This is a genomic window from Rheinheimera sp. MM224, from assembly GCF_947090785.1.
In the GTDB taxonomy this organism is placed as follows: Bacteria; Pseudomonadota; Gammaproteobacteria; order Enterobacterales; family Alteromonadaceae; genus Pararheinheimera.
The window spans coordinates 4,192,813-4,208,335 of sequence record NZ_OX352320.1 but is presented as its reverse complement, the minus strand read 5'-3'; the positions used below and the strand labels follow the sequence as shown (position 1 = coordinate 4,208,335).

Below are 15,523 nucleotides of genomic sequence, written 5' to 3'. Positions count from 1 at the left end.
CTAAGCTGGGCCACGGCTTTTTAAACATAAAAACAAAAACTTATGCAACAGGGATATTCGTCGAACTGGCACAGCAGGCTAAAAGCTTTAGGGCCAGGAATTTTATTGGCTACTGCTGCTATTGGTGGCTCACATATAGTGGCTTCTACTCAGGCTGGTGCTTTGTTTGGCTGGCAACTGGCGATACTGATTCTGCTGGTGAACGTGCTGAAATACCCTTTTTTCCGCTTCGGTGTGGAGTACAGCCTGCAAAGCGGTGAAACCTTACTCGAAGGTTATAAAAAACAAGGTCGGGGTTATTTATTAAGTTTTGTCTGGCTGAATTTAATAGCAGCAGTGGTGAATACGGCTGGTGTATTACTGTTGACCGCCAGCTTGTTGCAGTTTTTTATGCCGGTGCAGTTGTCCTTGACCGTGCTTTGTCTGATCTTGCTGGCGGTTTGTTTGCTGATTTTATTGGCTGGCCAATACAAGTTACTCGACAGTGTATCCAAATGGGTGATGGTGTTGCTGACGATCACCACTGTAGCGGCAGCCATTATTGCCTTTAACAAAGGTCCAACTGCTGCGCCGGATTTTGTTGGCCCTTCGCCATGGCAATTGATGTATTTAGGCTTTTTAGTGGCGTTGATGGGCTGGATGCCTGCTCCTATTGAAATTTCCGCTATTAATTCGTTGTGGCTGAAAGCCAAGCAGCAGCATACCCCTGTCAATAAACAGGATGGTTTGTTTGACTTTAACTTAGGCTACTGGAGCACTACTGCACTGGCGCTGGTGTTTCTGGCTTTAGGTGCTTTGGTGCAGTATGGCTCAGATCAGAAAGTAGAATTAGCTGGAGCAGCTTATACCAATCAGTTTGTTTCGATGTATGCCAGCACTATAGGCGACTGGTCAAAGTTGCTGGTGGCTTTGGTGGCCTTTCTTTGTATGTTTGGCACTACACTGACAGTGCTGGATGGTTATGCCCGTACTATCAATGAATCCTTTCAATTGCTGGGCTGGCAAAAAACAGAACGGAAAAATAGCTACAACCTTTGGCTGTTGGCTCAGGCTGCTTCTGGTATGGCGGTGATTTTATTTTTTAAATCTGCTTTAGGCCCTATGCTGACTTTTGCCATGAGTCTGGCTTTTGTCACGACCCCGGTGTTTGCCTGGCTGAATTACCGCCTGATGCGGGGTCAGCAAAAACATCTGATGCAGCCCTGGATCCGCTTGTTATCCTGGCTGGGATTAACCTATTTATTTGGTTTTGCACTGCTGTTTATCTGGTGGTATCTGAGTAAATAGCCTGAATAAATAAAATGCCCATACAATCATTCGCTTAAGCTGAAATTACAGAAATCCGCTTGCGCTGGTTTAAACCGCTCTGTAGTCTCGAATTCAGAGACCGGTTTAAACTGGCAGCACGGTAACAGAGCACAACCTTTTCCCCGATAAAACAACAACCTATACATCAACAACTATAGAAGTATAAATGATGAATTCATTGGAGTTTGTGGGCACCTTTTTGCTGCAACTGGCTTTTATTCTGGTCGCAGCCCAAGTCTTTGGTTATCTGGCTCGTTTTATTGGTCAGCCGAAAGTGGTTGGCGAAATGATCGCTGGCGTTATATTAGGACCTTCATTGTTTGGCCTGTTCTGGCCTGAAATACAGCAACAAATTTTCCCTGCCGACACTATGCCTGTACTGTATTTTGGTGCTCAGTTGGGTGTGGGTTTGTATATGTTTCTAGTCGGGCTGGAGTTTAATACCAACTTGTTTAAACAGCAGGCCCGCAGCGCTATTGCTGTCTCTTTGGCTGGCATGTTAGTGCCCTTTACCGTTGCTGCTTTGTTGTGTTTATGGCTGTTGGACATGCCGGGTTTATTTGCGGCCGATATTTCTTACGGTAATGCCGCGTTGTTTTTAGGTGCTGCCATCGCTATTACCGCTTTTCCTATGTTGGCCCGCATTATTTATGAACGAGGTTTGTCCGGTACTTCTTTAGGTGCTCTGGCTTTGGCTGCCGGTGCTATTGATGATGCGGCAGCCTGGACCGTGATGGCTGTAGTACTGGCCAGTTTTGGTGGTGGTGCTTTGTTAGCCGTGAAAGCTGTAGTGGGTGGGGTGGCTTACGCGACTTTAATGTTTACCAAAGTGACGGGCTGGCTGCAGCCTTTGGCCGATCGGATTGAAGCGAAAGGCGAAATGAGCTGGGGCCAGTTTGCTTTCCTGCTGGTGCTCTTTGCTATGTCTGCTTATTCGATGGAATGGGTCGGGCTTCATGCCGTCTTTGGTGGCTTTATTTTAGGCATCGCCATGCCACGGGGTGCCATAGTGGAACACTTACGTAAGCGCTTAGAAAAAATCACTATTTTTGTATTGTTGCCGATGTTTTTCACCTATTCAGGCTTAAAAACTCAGCTGACTATATTGGCGGACTGGGAAGTAATGTCTGTCGCTCTGGTAATACTGGCAGCTTCAGTTTTTGCTAAAGGTATAGCCTGTTGGGCCGCGGCCCGTTTAACCGGCAGTGATAACAGAACTGCTATGGCTGTTGGCGCTTTAATGAATGCCCGTGGTTTGATGGAGCTGATTATTATCAATATAGCGCTGAAGTTTGGCGTGATAGAACCTGCGTTGTTTTCCATTATGGTGCTGATGGCGATAGTCACTACACTAATGGCCACTCCACTGTTTGAGCTGGTGTATGGACGGCATATGAAGCAGAAAGTTGTAGAGAAAAGTGCTGTATCAGCACAGGTTGTAAGTGAGAGCTAGTGTCATAAAAATAATAAAGCGGACCATAGTCCGCTTTATTAAATTAAATAAAACCAGTTGTTACAAACTTAAAGTTCGCTCACCGCGGGAAATACCAGACACACCACTGCGCACTGTTTCCAGTATTTGTGTACCGTTTAATGCCTGAATAAAAGCTTCCAGTTTGTCTGAAGTGCCGACTACCTGAATGGTATAGGTATTGGCTGTGATATCAATAATCTGACCACGGAAGATATCGGCGCAGCGTTTTACTTCTTCGCGTTGCTCGGCCGTGGTTTTGACTTTGACCATCATCAATTCACGTTCAATATGAGCCGATTCACTTAAATCGGCCAATTTGACGACTTCAATCAGTTTATGCAGCTGCTTGGTGATTTGTTCTATCACCTGATCATCACCCCGGGTCACCAGCGTCAAACGCGAGATAGTAGGGTCTTCAGTAGCTGCGACTGTAAGTGAATCAATGTTATAACCACGCTGGGCAAATAAACCTACCACGCGGGCTAAAGCGCCGGACTCGTTTTCCAGCAATACAGATAAAATATGCCGCATCTTAAGTCCGCTCCGTTTTGCTTAAAAACATTTCATTCATGGCGCCGCCTGGTATTTGCATTGGATAGACATGCTCGGTCGGGTCGACATGAATATCTAAAAACACCAGCTTGTCTTTGAGGGCAAAAGCGCGCTCTAACGCAGGCTCTAACTCTTCAGCTTTGGTGACACGAATACCCACATGGCCATAAGCTTCGGCTAACTTCACAAAGTCAGGCAAGGAATCCATATAAGAGCTGGAATAGCGGCTGTCGTAGTTCATATCCTGCCACTGTTTTACCATGCCCAAATAACCGTTATTCAGGTTAATAATTTTGACGCCAAGGCCATACTGTTTGCAGGTGGACAGCTCCTGAATATTCATCTGAATAGAGCCTTCGCCTGTCACACAGACCACTTCAGCATCAGGGTAATGCAGCTTGACGCCCATAGCGGCCGGTAAACCAAAACCCATGGTGCCGAGGCCACCTGAGTTGATCCAGCGGTTAGGTTTATCAAACTTGTAATACTGAGCAGCAAACATCTGATGCTGGCCTACGTCTGAGGTGACATAAGCATCGCCCTTGGTGTGACGGTGCACAGCTTCAATCACAGCCTGAGGTTTTAAATGCGACGGGCTTTGGTCATACCGGCCACCATGCACTTCACGCCATTGTTTGATTTGTTGCCACCATTGGCTTAAAGCTTCTTTATCCAATTCGCCTTTGTTTTTCTCCAGCTGATGCAGCATTTCCTGCAATACAGGTTTCACTAAACCGACAATAGGAATATGCGCATTGATGGTTTTGGAAATACTGGCCGGGTCAATATCGATATGAATAATGGTGGCATTGGGGCAGAATTTTTTGGTGGCGTTAGTCACACGATCGTCAAAACGCGCGCCTACGGCAAAAATCACATCGGCGTTATGCATCACCTGATTGGCTTCATAACTACCGTGCATGCCCAACATGCCAATAAACTGTGGATCGGACGCAGGATAAGCGCCCAGGCCCATTAAAGTATTGGTGACCGGAACATTCAGCTTACGGGCGAGCACTGTCAGCTCTTCTGAAGCCTGACCTAAAATCACACCACCGCCTGCATAAAGCACAGGTTTTTTCGCAGCTAACAAAGTGGTCAGGGCTTTTTTAATCTGGCCAGGATGGCCTTTAGCGTTCGGGTTGTAAGAGCGTAGCTTGATATCTTTTGGATATTCGTACGGGAACTTCTGGCTTGGAATCGTCATATCCTTTGGAATATCCAATACCACAGGACCTGGCCGGCCGCTTTGCGCTATATAAAAGGCTTTTTTCACTAAATACGGAATATCTTCGGGGCGACGCACCGACATATTGTGTTTCACGATAGGGCGGGAAATACCCAGCATATCGGTTTCCTGAAAGGCATCGTCGCCAATCAGATGGCTCATCACCTGACCACAGATCACTACCATAGGAATTGAATCCATATAGGCTGTGGCTATGCCGGTAACAGCGTTAGTAGCACCAGGGCCAGAGGTGACGAGCACTACACCAGCTTTGCCGCTTGCTCTTGCGTAGGCGTCCGCCATATGGGTCGCGGCTTGCTCATGGCGGACCAGCACGTGTTTCACCTGATGCTGTTGAAACATCGCATCGTAAATGTGTAACACGGCACCGCCGGGGTAACCATAGACATACTCAACGCCTTCGTCAGCTAAGGCGCGGATCAGCATGGCTCCACCAGACAGCAGTTCTGGTTGGGTGTTTTGGCTTGTCATTGTTCAGGTCTCATAGTTTGCACGTGCGAACTTTAAGCCCTATTGCGGGCGCAATTGAGCTCAAAGCAAAAATCACTGCTCAGCCGAAGCAGAACAGCATAATTTCTTTTACGTGGACGGACAGAGTAAGGGGTCTGTCAAAACTATGTGCCTGTATACCTTGAGGTATGGATCCGACTCAGTGGTCGTTTTTATATTTTATTTAGCAGGCTTGATGGCTAATTTAAGGGAAGAAGCATTGAAAGTCGACCGCTTTTTCTGGTCTGACCAAAAAAAGTCTCGTTGTTGTAGTGATGCGATGCGGAGCTCTGGAGAGGAGCACAATGGAAAGCGAGAAGTACTAAATCTTCGGGATAGATTTTAATATTGGGACCAATTGCTTCAACGACATTAAAAGCGATCTCGCCAAAGGCGAAAAGCTTTTAAAGGATGCTATGGCGTTATATGAACAATGCTCACCCCCGACTTGCAAATCTAAGGTGCCGGCCACATAGTGGTTCAAAGCATTCCATAAAACCGGAGCTGTCCGGTTTGAATAAAAATAGGTGAGTTGTGTCAGCCAATATCAAGCCCGTTACTATAGAAAATGTTCGTGAACTGTTAGAGCTCTCTTTTGCCCAGCCTGTGCTGTTTTATTTTTATTCTGAGCGCAGTCCGGCCTGCTTAAATTTAGGCCCTGTTTTACAGCGTATTGCCCAAAATTATCCGGATGCGCTGACGCTGGCCGTAGTGGATTGTGATCAGGAGCAGCAGCTTGCAGCTCATTTTGGTGTGCGTTCAGTGCCTACAGTGCTCTTTATTAAAGAAGGTCAGCCAGTGGATGGTTTTGCTGGTGAAGAACCTGAACAGGCTATTTTGCAGCGTTTAAGCGCCTTCTTACCTAAGCCTGAAGATCAGTTGTTGCAGCAGGCTATGCCTTTGCTGGAGCAACAAAACTGGACTGAAGCTTATCCATTGCTAAAACAAGCCAATGAACTGGCCGTTGACCGGGTGGATATCCGTTTACAACTGGCCTTGGTGCAAGTGGAGCTGGGTCAGTTAGAGGCTGCCGAAAAAGCCCTGGCGACTGTATTGATGGCCGATCAGGATGCGTTGTATCACAGTGTCAAAGCGCGTTTAGAGTTAGCGCAACAAGCTGCTGATAGCCCTGAAGTGAAAGCGTTGGAACAGGCTTTAGTCACAGACCCTGATAACAAAGAACTGCAACAAAAACTGGCCGTGCAGTACCATCAGGTGCAACGTTCTGCTGAAGCTTTGGCCTTGCTGTTTGAAATATTGAAGCAGGATCTGAACTTTGGTGAGGCGAAAAAGCTCTATCTGGATATTCTGGCCACTTTACCAAAAGGTGAGCCTTTAGCGTCCAGCTACAGACGTAAACTCTATAGCCTGTTGTATTAATTCCTGATTTGAAAGGATTCCCTATGCTGCAAAAAACATGGACCAGCTTGTTGTTGCTGGTTCTGTGCTGTTGCTCAGCCCCCGGTTACAGTGCTGCTGTGGCTGAAAAAGTATTTGCCGATTACGCCGATGCCTTGTTGCAAATTAAAGTACTGGAGCATGCTTCAGGCGCTAAGTCGGCGATAGGCAGTGGTTTTTTACTGGCCGAACCTAATCTGGTGGTCACCAACTACCATGTAGTGTCCGAAGCTGTGTTATTCCCGCAGAAGTATCAGCTGGAATTTCTGGCGCAAAATCAGCAAAAGGGCAAACTTGAAATAGTGGCCGTTGATGTGGTCAACGATTTAGCTCTGCTAAAAACCGACTACAAAGCAGCCAAGAGTTTTCAGGTGCAACAGCAGGCTCCGGTGCAAGGGGCTGCAGTGTATTCTTTGGGAAATCCTCATGATTTAGGCCTAATAGTGGTACCTGGTACCTACAACGGTCTGCAAAAACATAGCTTTTACCCTCGTATTCATTTTACCGGCGCTATTAACAGCGGCATGAGCGGTGGCCCTGCGGTGAATGAAACAGGTGAGGTGATTGGCGTCAATGTGGCGTCAGCCGGTAATGATTTGGGGTTTTTAGTACCAGCAGCAGCCTTACAAAAGCTACTGGCGAAACAGCCTGTGGCTGATATAAAACAGGATATTCACCAGCAACTGATCAGTAACCAGCAAGCGATGTTTCAGCAAATTCTGCAGGCAGACTGGCAGCTGAAAAACTTTGGTCCTGCCACAGTGCCGGACGAAATAGTGCCTTTTATCCGCTGCTGGGGCACGTCCAATGTGGAAAAAGACAAAGACGATGTCAAAAGAGTAAATGCCTTTTGTAATCAGCCGGAAGAAATCTTTTTATCATCAGAATTCAGTACAGGCCGCATCGAAATGCAGTTTGAATGGCTGCAGGCCAAAGACTTACACCCACTGCAGTTTTTCCGCCGTTACCAGCACAGCATCAATCAGATGAATGCCGACAACAGTGCAGGTGAAGACGATGTGACCGCTTATTCCTGCCAGAATCAGCTGGTGAGTCCGGTGGAAGGTCAGCATGCCAAGGCAGTATTTTGTTTAAGAGCCTATCGTAATTATCCGCAACTTTTTGATGTGGCTTATATTTCTGCTTCTTTAGACCATCAGCAACAAGGCGTGATCAGCCACTTTACATTAGCAGGTGTTGATCAAAAAATGGCCTTAGAGTTCAGCCGTAAGTTTATTGGAGCTGTGGTATGGCAGTAATAGTGGAAGTACTGAACAAGCAGCAAAAAGTCACAGAGCGGCATAAGTTTTCACAGCCCCAGGTGAAGTTAGGCCGTGCTTTTGATAACGATGTTATTTTGTTTAATAAACATGTTTGCCCTTATCACGCCAAGCTGCAACAGGACGAAAAAGGTCATTGGTGGCTGGAAGATTTAAGTTCAGTCAATGGCAGTTTTGTGCTGGATCGAAAAGCTGTAGTGGCGAAAGAGCCGCTGCGTTCGGGTGAGATTTGTTGGTTAGGTGAACAGGCACTGCGCTTGTATGACGATGCACACCCTGTCGCTGAAACTATGCCTTTCAGTGTGACAGCCCAGCGGTTACAGGCGATGGGGCATTGGGCCTTTATCCTACTATTTGCTTTGATATTGGCGGCTGATCAGGTGGTCGACATCTGGTTAACTTTACCAAAGCAACTGGAGCATTTATGGACTGTCCGGTTGTTGGAATTGCCTAAAACCTTGTTGATATTCTGTATCTGGCCCGCCATTCTGGCGCTCTGGAGCAGGTTTAATCAGCAGGAAAGTCATTTTCTGCCTCAGTTAAGCCTGACCTATGCGGCGCTGGCAAGCAGCTCTGTCTGGGGCGCATTTTGTTATTGGCTGGGTTTTAATCTGGATGGTTCAGCTGTGGCACAGGTAGTTGAAGTACTGGGTTATACCTTGATCTTAGCTGCTTTGTTTAGTGGCAATTTATGGCTGGCAACGCACTGGTCCATCAAGGCTCAAACCTCTGTTGCTGTGGCCGTTGCTTTATTGGCGACCTCAGGCCAGTGGGCAGCTTTACTCACTCCTCCTTCGCCTTTTGATCGCAGCTTGCAGTACGATTCACGTTTATTACCTCTGCCTTTTTATCTGGGGCAAGGCAAAGATATGCAGCAGTACGAGCAGGACTTACAAAAGTTATTTGAGCAGGTTGAACAGAAGCGGCAGGCGTCGGATAAAGAATAAAGGGTCAGAGCGCAAGCTCTGACCCTCCTATTGAATTCAGCTCGGTCTTCGATTTTGGGGTCAGAGTCAAGACTCTGCCCCCTGAAGCTTCTGCCAGATTGCGCGGATTTGATCCGACAAAGTCATAGGGTCAAAAGGTTTCACTACTACATCGGCAGCGCCTAAGGCTTTGTAAGATTCAATTTCATTAGCCTGCACTTTAGCTGTCATAAACACCACAGGAATGGCGCTTAAGTCAAAATCCGACTGCATTTTTTTTAAGGTACTGGGGCCGTCCATACCTGGCATCATCACATCCAGTAAAATCAGCTGCGGTTGAAAAGCGTGAAAACCTTTTAAAGCCTCTTCACCGCCACTACAGGTTTCGACGGTAAAACCACCCACCACCTCTAATGCGACTTTAGCCACGGCCTGAATGGATGGATCGTCTTCCACATGCATAATACGTTTGAGTTCTGTCACCGCAATGTCTCTTTGTTCGGGTCATGATCTATGTGACTGAGTGTGCATTATTTTTAGTCTTGATGCCAGTTGAAGTCTGGTGATGCTGAACAAATACTAAGGAAAAAGCTCAGACCGCTTTTGCAGCCTGCGGTGGTATAGTAGCGACACATTTTCGAGTTACAGATGTTTTATCCGCTTATGCCTCAGCTTTTATCTGACCAGTTTTTACACTTGGATTTATTGCTCACTCAGTACCAGCAGTTCTGGCGCTTCAGCCCTTTTCATTTCACTGTTTTGCCCTGGGCTGATACAACAGTAGGGCAGAATTTACAGCGGCTCACTGCTGCAGAAATAGAGCAACTTGATCAGGATGAAGTGTATCGGCGCAGCTATTTTTCTGAGTTCTTTCCTGAGCTAAATCAGTTCAGTCCTTTTGACCTTGCAACACCTGACAGCAAAAAGCCAACGCAAACTGAGCTGCCATTCTGGTTTAGCCGTGATATTAAAGGACGGAAACTGGAACAAATTCAGGCTTTTGCGACAGAGATGAAAAAGGTGGATTTGCCCGTGCTGGAATGGTGTGCTGGCAAAGGCCATTTAGGACGCTGGCTTTGTTTTAGCCAGCAGCGAGAGGTAACCAGCCTGGAATGGCAAGAGGCGCTTTGTGTTGAGGGCCAACAGCAGGCGCAAAAACTCAAGCTGTCACACCATTTTATTCAGGCAGATGTGTTATCCGAAGACAGCTCAAAGCACCTCCAAGCAGGTCAGCAGGTTGTGGCTTTGCACGCCTGTGGTGATTTGCATATCCGCTTGCTACAACTGGCAAGCCGTGTTGGCACAAAGCAACTGGACATAGTGCCTTGTTGTTATCATTTAATAGCTTGCGAGCAGTATCAGGCGTTATCAACACAAGCTCAGCAAAGTTTTTTGGGCCAGTTAAGCCGTGACGAACTCAAGCTGGCAGTGCAGGCTCAGGTCACAGCAGGAGAGCGGGTGACACGCTTGCGTCACATCGAAGTGATGTGGCGTCTGGCCTATCAGGAGTTGTATCAGGCATTGCAAGGGGGGACTCAATACCGGCCTTTGTCTTCTGTGCCTAAGCATTGGTTTAGTGGCGAGTTCAGTGCTTTTGCAAGCTGGGCCGCAGAGCAGCATCAATGGCAAATTCAGGCAGATACAAACTGGGAGCATTATCTGCAGCTTGGGCAACAACGGCATTTATTAGTACAAAAAATGCAGCTGGTTCGATCCTTGTTCCGGCCTTTACTGGAGCAGTGGCTAGTACTGGACAGAGCCTTGTTTTTGCAACAACAAGGCTATCAGGTACAGGTTAAACAATTCTGTGACTATCAACTGACACCCCGTAATCTGATGATTAGCGCCAGTAAAAGTTAAAGCTCCTGCTGTCTGCCACCTATCCGCTGGAAAGTGCTCAAAGTAAAAAGCGGTAAAGTGGCAAATAAGGTTTCGAAAATTTCGGCCTGAATTTGCTCATAGTTACCCCAGACTTTATCTGCACTGAAGCAATAGACTTCAAGCGGTAAACCGACTTCGTTAGATTCCAGCTGACGCACCATCAAAGTCATATCCTGATTAATGTTTGGGTTTTGCTGCAATAGCCACTGGGTATAATAACGAAACAGCTTCAGGTTGGTCAGGTGCGGTTGCTGTAACAAGTCCTTCGCATTTTGTGTCGCAAAAAATGGCTGCAGTACTTGTTGCTCCAACAGTTGTTGTATTTCCGCTTCGTCCAGAAAACCTATGCTGTGGATATCAATTTTGATGGCTCTTTTAATACGGCGGCCACCGGATTGTTGCATACCACGCCAGTTTTTAAAGGAGTCGGAAATCAGCGCATAAGTAGGAATAGTGGTGATGGTATTGTCCCAGTTCTGTACTTTAACAGTGGTCAATGCTACTTCAGTCACGGCACCATCTGCGCCGTATTTCGGCATTTCAATCCAGTCGCCGCGGTTCACCATGTTATTGGTGGCTAACTGAATACTGGCGACTAAACCTAAAATAGTGTCTTTGAACACCAGCAATAATACCGCTGTTAAAGCGCCTAAACCGCTGAGTAAATAGACCGGAGATTTGTCCAGCAGCATGCTTAAGATCAGTATGCCTACTACGATAAAGTCGAGTAATTTCAGAATTTGGGCCAGCCCCAGATAAGGCACATTACTCTGACGGTCTACAGCACTATAAATGGCAGCAGCAAAATTAATCAGTGCAGCAAAAGCCATACCTGCAAAACAATAGAGGTAAATCCAAAGACCAAGATGCACAGCAGACATAAAATCAGGCCAGTGCAGGAAAAACTTTTCGGCAGAGCTAATCAGTACCACCGCAGGCACTAAATGCGCAACATGGCTGGCCAGTTGCAGCCGTTCTCTTTGGGTTTGATGTTCTAATTCGCCATCTACTTTATCCAGCAGATGAGCTATGACAGGCATCAGATAACGGCGGGCCAGGGCAAAAAGCAGGCATAACAATACCAATGCCAACACGAGCCGGATGGCTAACATCAGCAAATGCTCTGGCGGTATAGTCTGGCCAAAATAACTGGCCGCTTGTTGTAAATATTGATCTAACACAAGGCGTTTTCCGAAGCTGATGTCTCTGGTTGATGATAAGCCGCAATAGCCTGATCTTTTTTCAGCCAGCGCTGATTCAGCCAGTTCTGGAAGGTGACTCTAAAAGCTTCGTCGTTAAAATAATCGCCAATAATTTCATTATCTACCGGTAGAATTTCAACTAAGACTACAACGCGTTTTAAGCGGCCACAAAGCATATCTAAAGCCACATGGCCCGGATTGTCAGGGTACAGAATGGTGACATCCAGTACTGAATGAAATTGGGGGCCCATACTGGCCAAAGTAAAGGCAATACCACCGGCTTTGGGCGGCAATAAATGCCGGAACGGGCTGCGTTTTTGCTTATGTTTTTCTGTGGTAAAACGTGAACCTTCGACAAAGTTAATAATAGTAGTCGGGGTATTTTTAAACTTTTCGCAGGAGGCGCGGGTAGTTTCTATGTCTTTGCCTTTAAGCTCTGGGTTCTTCGCGACTTGTGCCTGGCTGTAGCGCTTCATAAAAGGCATATCCAAAGCCCAGGACCCTGAACCAATAAAAGGCACCCATTTCAGCTCTTCTTTTAAAAAGAACTTAGGTTCAGGAATACGGTTTAACGCAAACTGGCTTAACACCGGAATATCCAGCCAGCTTTTATGGTTGGATATCAGTAGATACCAGCTGTCTTTTTTCAGTTCAGCCACGCCGCTGACCTGCCATTCGACTTTGTTAAACAGCTCCATTAATAGCTTGTTGTAACGTGACCAGCCGCGGTAACACCAGTGTGCAGGTTTAGACCAGAATGCTCTGGCTGTTGCGCTTGGCGACAACAACTTGGCTATGCCAATCAGCGTGACCAGCGTGCCCCACACTGCCAGATTGCAGCTAAACAGCAAAAACGCCAAAGGGGCTTTAAGTACTACAGGTAACCAATACAACATTAGCTCCGTTCTCCCTGTTTCAGCTCGCTTAGTAACTGATCCTTATCTAACCAGAGTTGATTCACCCAGGCTTGAAATCTTTGTTTAAACACCGGATCTTCATAATCCCCAATCAGGTTGGGATCTATAGGTAATACCCGTACCCGCACTTTAATATCCTGTACCTTGCCGGAAATGTAATCCCAGAACGTAGGGATTTCTTTAGGGTAACAAATGGTCACATCCAGCAGCTTGTGCAAATGTTCACCCATAGCATTCAGTACAAAAGAAATGCCACCCGCTTTTGGTTTGAGCAAGTGGGTAAAAGGCGATTGTTGTTTGTCATGTTTGTATTGAGTAAAGCGGGTGCCTTCAAGAAAATTCATCACAGAGACTGGTTTGTAGCGAAACTTTTCGCAGGCTTTACGGGTCGTTGCTATATCAGTGCCTTTGAGTTCAGGCTTTTCCGCCAGCTGTTTTGCTGTTAAACGCTGCATAAAAGGAAAATCCAGTGCCCACCAGCACAAGCCAATTACAGGCACATAAATCAGTTCTTTTTTCAGGAAAAACTTTAAAAACGGCGCTTTGTGGTTAAAGACTTTTTGCAGCACCAGAATATCAACCCAGGACTGATGATTCGCCATCACCAGATACCAATCTTTGACGCTTAAATTATCTATGCCTTTGATATCCCAGCGAATGCGGGTAAAGGTTCGGCTGGTTAAGTTATTTAACGTGATCCAGCTGGTAGCACAGAAGTCGAGTAAATAGGTGATCCAGGTTTGCCAGGTTTTTACCGGAGGCAACTTCACTATGGCCAGGATCAGGATAGGGGTGGCCCAAAAAATAGTGTTGATAAAGTACAGCAGAAAAGAAATCGAGCCACGTATTGGGGCTGGTAGAAAATGCAGCATTCAGTCACCACCTAATCATTAGTTTAAAAAAGAAAAGCAGGCTGGCCTGCTTTTCTCTCATCCGATCAGTGGCAAGTTTACCTTAATCTTCGAAGTAGGTGTAACCATAAACCCCGGATTTCAGTTCATCTAAATAAGACGCCTGCATCTCCGGGCTAAAGTCCATCCGCGCTAATTGCTTCTGATAAGAGGCAAGCAGCTTCTTCGCGTCAAACTGTACATAACGTAAAACGTCAGCCACTGTGTCGCCTTTAATCGCATTGGTCAGACGGTAACCGCCTTCGTCATCCAATTCAACATGGACTGAGTCTGTGTCACCAAACAGGTTGTGTAAGTCGCCCAGAATTTCCTGGTAAGCGCCGACCATAAACATACCCAACAGGAACTGCGAGTCTTCTTTGTAAGAAGGCAGTGGCAAGCTGGATTCAATACCGTTACCGTCGGCATAACTTTTCAGTACACCGTCAGAGTCACAAGTAATGTCCTGAATAATAGCGCGGTGTTCCAGCGACTCATTCATGCGTTCCAGTGGCATCACGGGGAATAACTGGTCAATACCCCAGGCATCCGGCATAGACTGGAACAAAGAGAAGTTCACAAACAGCTTGTCGGCTAATTTCTCGTTTAACTCATCGTGAATATCCCGGTGTGAACGCGAGGATAAATCCAGCTTGTTTTTCACTTTGTTGATGGTGGCAAAGTAAATTTGCTCCAGCAAAGACCAGTCTTTTAACGTCAGCAAACCATGCACATACTGAGCGTGGGCATCGGTAAAATAATGCACTGCATCGTGGTAGGCTTCTACCGCTGTACGTGGCGTAACGTTTTTATACGAATCCCACAAAGCCCAAATCACGGCCGGTGAATCTTCGCTTGGCTCTGGCATATTCACTAAGCCCGGAGCGCGTTCAACGTCAATTGCATCGGTAATTAACACAGCATGGTGTGCAGTCATAGCACGGCCAGATTCAGTGATAATGTTCGGATGTGGCAAGTCGTATTCGTCACAGACTTCTTTTAAGCCGTACACCACGTTGCGGGCGTATTCCAGCATGGTGTAGTTCATCGAACAGGCTGAACGTGAGTTTGAACCTTCGTAATCCACACCTAAACCACCACCTACGTCAACCGTAGTGATAGGCACACCTAAAGTGCGCAGTTCAGCGTAGTGACGGGCACATTCACGAATCGCATTGTGAATATCACGAATATTGGCAATCTGAGAGCCGATATGGAAGTGCACTAACTGCAATAAGTCCAGTTTGCCAGCGTCACGCAGAATGTCGATGGCTTGCAGCACTTGAGTGGCTGTTAAACCAAACTTGCCTTTTTCACCACCGGTGTTTTGCCATTTGCCTTTACCGACTGAGTTCAGCTTGATACGGATACCAATCATAGGCGCCTGACCTAAACTGTCGATCTCGCGGATTAAGGTTTTTAATTCAGTGATTTTCTCAACTACCACATAAACCTGATGACCCATCATCTGGCCAATAGTGGCTAAACGCAGGAATTCAGAATCTTTGTAGCCGTTACAGACAATACGCAAAGGTTTGTCGGTGACACCTAAAATAGCCATCAGCTCAGGTTTGGAACCCGCTTCTAAACCTACTTTACCGCTGTCATGGCTCACCAGCTTTTTCACTACAGAAAATTGCTGGTTTACTTTGATAGGGTAAACGGCTGTGTATTCGCCTTTGTACTCACGCTCTTGTTTGGCCTGAGCAAAAGAATTAATTAAGGTGCCAACACGGTGCTGCAGAATATCGGTAAAACGTACCAATACGGGCAGGGTTAAGCCTTCCTCTTTAAAACGGGCAGTCAGTTCCGGGAAATTAATACCAGGTTTTTTATGGTCCTGATCCGGATAAGCTACCAGGTCGCCATTGTTGTTAACATCAAAATAGCCTTCACTCCAGACTGCTACGTTATATATGGATCGTGCTTTTTCGATACCCCAATCTGCCATTGTCGT

General features: G+C 46.6%; 13 protein-coding genes. 6 read left to right on the top strand and 7 right to left on the bottom strand.

Annotated features, from left to right (window positions below; genetic code table 11):
- Positions 1-42: 42 nt before the first annotated feature.
- The gene (locus tag OM978_RS19580; protein WP_264344061.1) at positions 43-1,287 is read left to right on the top strand and encodes an NRAMP family divalent metal transporter; all 1,245 of its coding nucleotides are present in this window, start codon (positions 43-45) and stop codon (positions 1,285-1,287) included.
- A 187-nt stretch (positions 1,288-1,474) separates the two neighbouring features.
- Positions 1,475-2,761 carry a cation:proton antiporter gene (locus OM978_RS19575; RefSeq protein ID WP_264344060.1) on the top strand — a complete coding sequence of 429 codons (1,287 nt, stop codon included), beginning with the start codon at positions 1,475-1,477 and terminating at the stop codon, positions 2,759-2,761.
- A gap of 60 nt (positions 2,762-2,821) precedes the next feature.
- Here OM978_RS19575 and ilvN read toward each other — a convergent pair whose 3' ends face one another.
- Together ilvN and OM978_RS19565 are read right to left on the bottom strand one after the other, a co-directional pair.
- Positions 2,822-3,313, bottom strand: a complete 492-nt coding sequence (gene ilvN, locus OM978_RS19570; protein WP_233009179.1) for an acetolactate synthase small subunit — start codon at positions 3,311-3,313, stop codon at positions 2,822-2,824.
- A 1-nt stretch (position 3,314) separates the two neighbouring features.
- Positions 3,315-5,054: an acetolactate synthase 3 large subunit gene (locus OM978_RS19565; RefSeq protein WP_264344059.1), complete on the bottom strand. Its 1,740-nt coding sequence runs from the start codon at positions 5,052-5,054 to the stop codon at positions 3,315-3,317.
- Between the two features lie 552 nt (positions 5,055-5,606).
- Between OM978_RS19565 and OM978_RS19560 the strand changes: the two genes are divergently transcribed.
- From OM978_RS19560 to OM978_RS19550, 3 genes are read left to right on the top strand one after another with little or no spacing between them, the layout of a single operon-like run.
- Entirely contained in the window at positions 5,607-6,452 is an 846-nt protein-coding gene (locus tag OM978_RS19560) for a tetratricopeptide repeat protein (RefSeq protein WP_264344058.1), read from the top strand.
- Positions 6,453-6,475: 23 nt separating this feature from the next.
- Positions 6,476-7,729 (top strand): S1 family peptidase, encoded by a 1,254-nt coding sequence (locus OM978_RS19555; protein WP_264344057.1) that lies wholly within the window; start codon positions 6,476-6,478, stop codon positions 7,727-7,729.
- Positions 7,720-8,697, top strand: a complete 978-nt coding sequence (locus OM978_RS19550) for an FHA domain-containing protein (RefSeq protein WP_264344056.1) — start codon at positions 7,720-7,722, stop codon at positions 8,695-8,697. Before OM978_RS19555 ends, OM978_RS19550 begins: the two co-directional genes overlap by 10 nt.
- A gap of 66 nt (positions 8,698-8,763) precedes the next feature.
- Here OM978_RS19550 and OM978_RS19545 read toward each other — a convergent pair whose 3' ends face one another.
- Positions 8,764-9,159 carry a response regulator gene (locus OM978_RS19545; RefSeq protein ID WP_264344055.1) on the bottom strand — a complete coding sequence of 132 codons (396 nt, stop codon included), beginning with the start codon at positions 9,157-9,159 and terminating at the stop codon, positions 8,764-8,766.
- A 165-nt stretch (positions 9,160-9,324) separates the two neighbouring features.
- On the opposite strand from OM978_RS19545, the gene OM978_RS19540 reads away from it, so the two are divergent.
- Positions 9,325-10,536 (top strand): SAM-dependent methyltransferase, encoded by a 1,212-nt coding sequence (locus OM978_RS19540; RefSeq protein WP_264344054.1) that lies wholly within the window; start codon positions 9,325-9,327, stop codon positions 10,534-10,536.
- Here the strand turns inward: OM978_RS19540 and OM978_RS19535 are convergent.
- From OM978_RS19535 to speA, 4 genes are all read right to left on the bottom strand, one after another.
- Positions 10,533-11,738 (bottom strand): mechanosensitive ion channel family protein, encoded by a 1,206-nt coding sequence (locus tag OM978_RS19535; protein WP_264344053.1) that lies wholly within the window; start codon positions 11,736-11,738, stop codon positions 10,533-10,535. The two genes, OM978_RS19540 and OM978_RS19535, sit on opposite strands and share 4 nt — an antisense overlap.
- Complete coding sequence (locus tag OM978_RS19530) at positions 11,732-12,655, bottom strand: acyltransferase (RefSeq protein WP_264344051.1); 924 nt, start codon at positions 12,653-12,655, stop codon at positions 11,732-11,734. Before OM978_RS19530 ends, OM978_RS19535 begins: the two co-directional genes overlap by 7 nt.
- Positions 12,655-13,548 (bottom strand): acyltransferase, encoded by an 894-nt coding sequence (locus OM978_RS19525; protein ID WP_264344050.1) that lies wholly within the window; start codon positions 13,546-13,548, stop codon positions 12,655-12,657. The genes OM978_RS19530 and OM978_RS19525 overlap by 1 nt, the downstream gene beginning before the upstream one ends.
- A gap of 82 nt (positions 13,549-13,630) precedes the next feature.
- Positions 13,631-15,517 carry a biosynthetic arginine decarboxylase gene (speA, locus tag OM978_RS19520; RefSeq protein WP_264344048.1) on the bottom strand — a complete coding sequence of 629 codons (1,887 nt, stop codon included), beginning with the start codon at positions 15,515-15,517 and terminating at the stop codon, positions 13,631-13,633.
- Positions 15,518-15,523 lie beyond the last annotated feature (6 nt).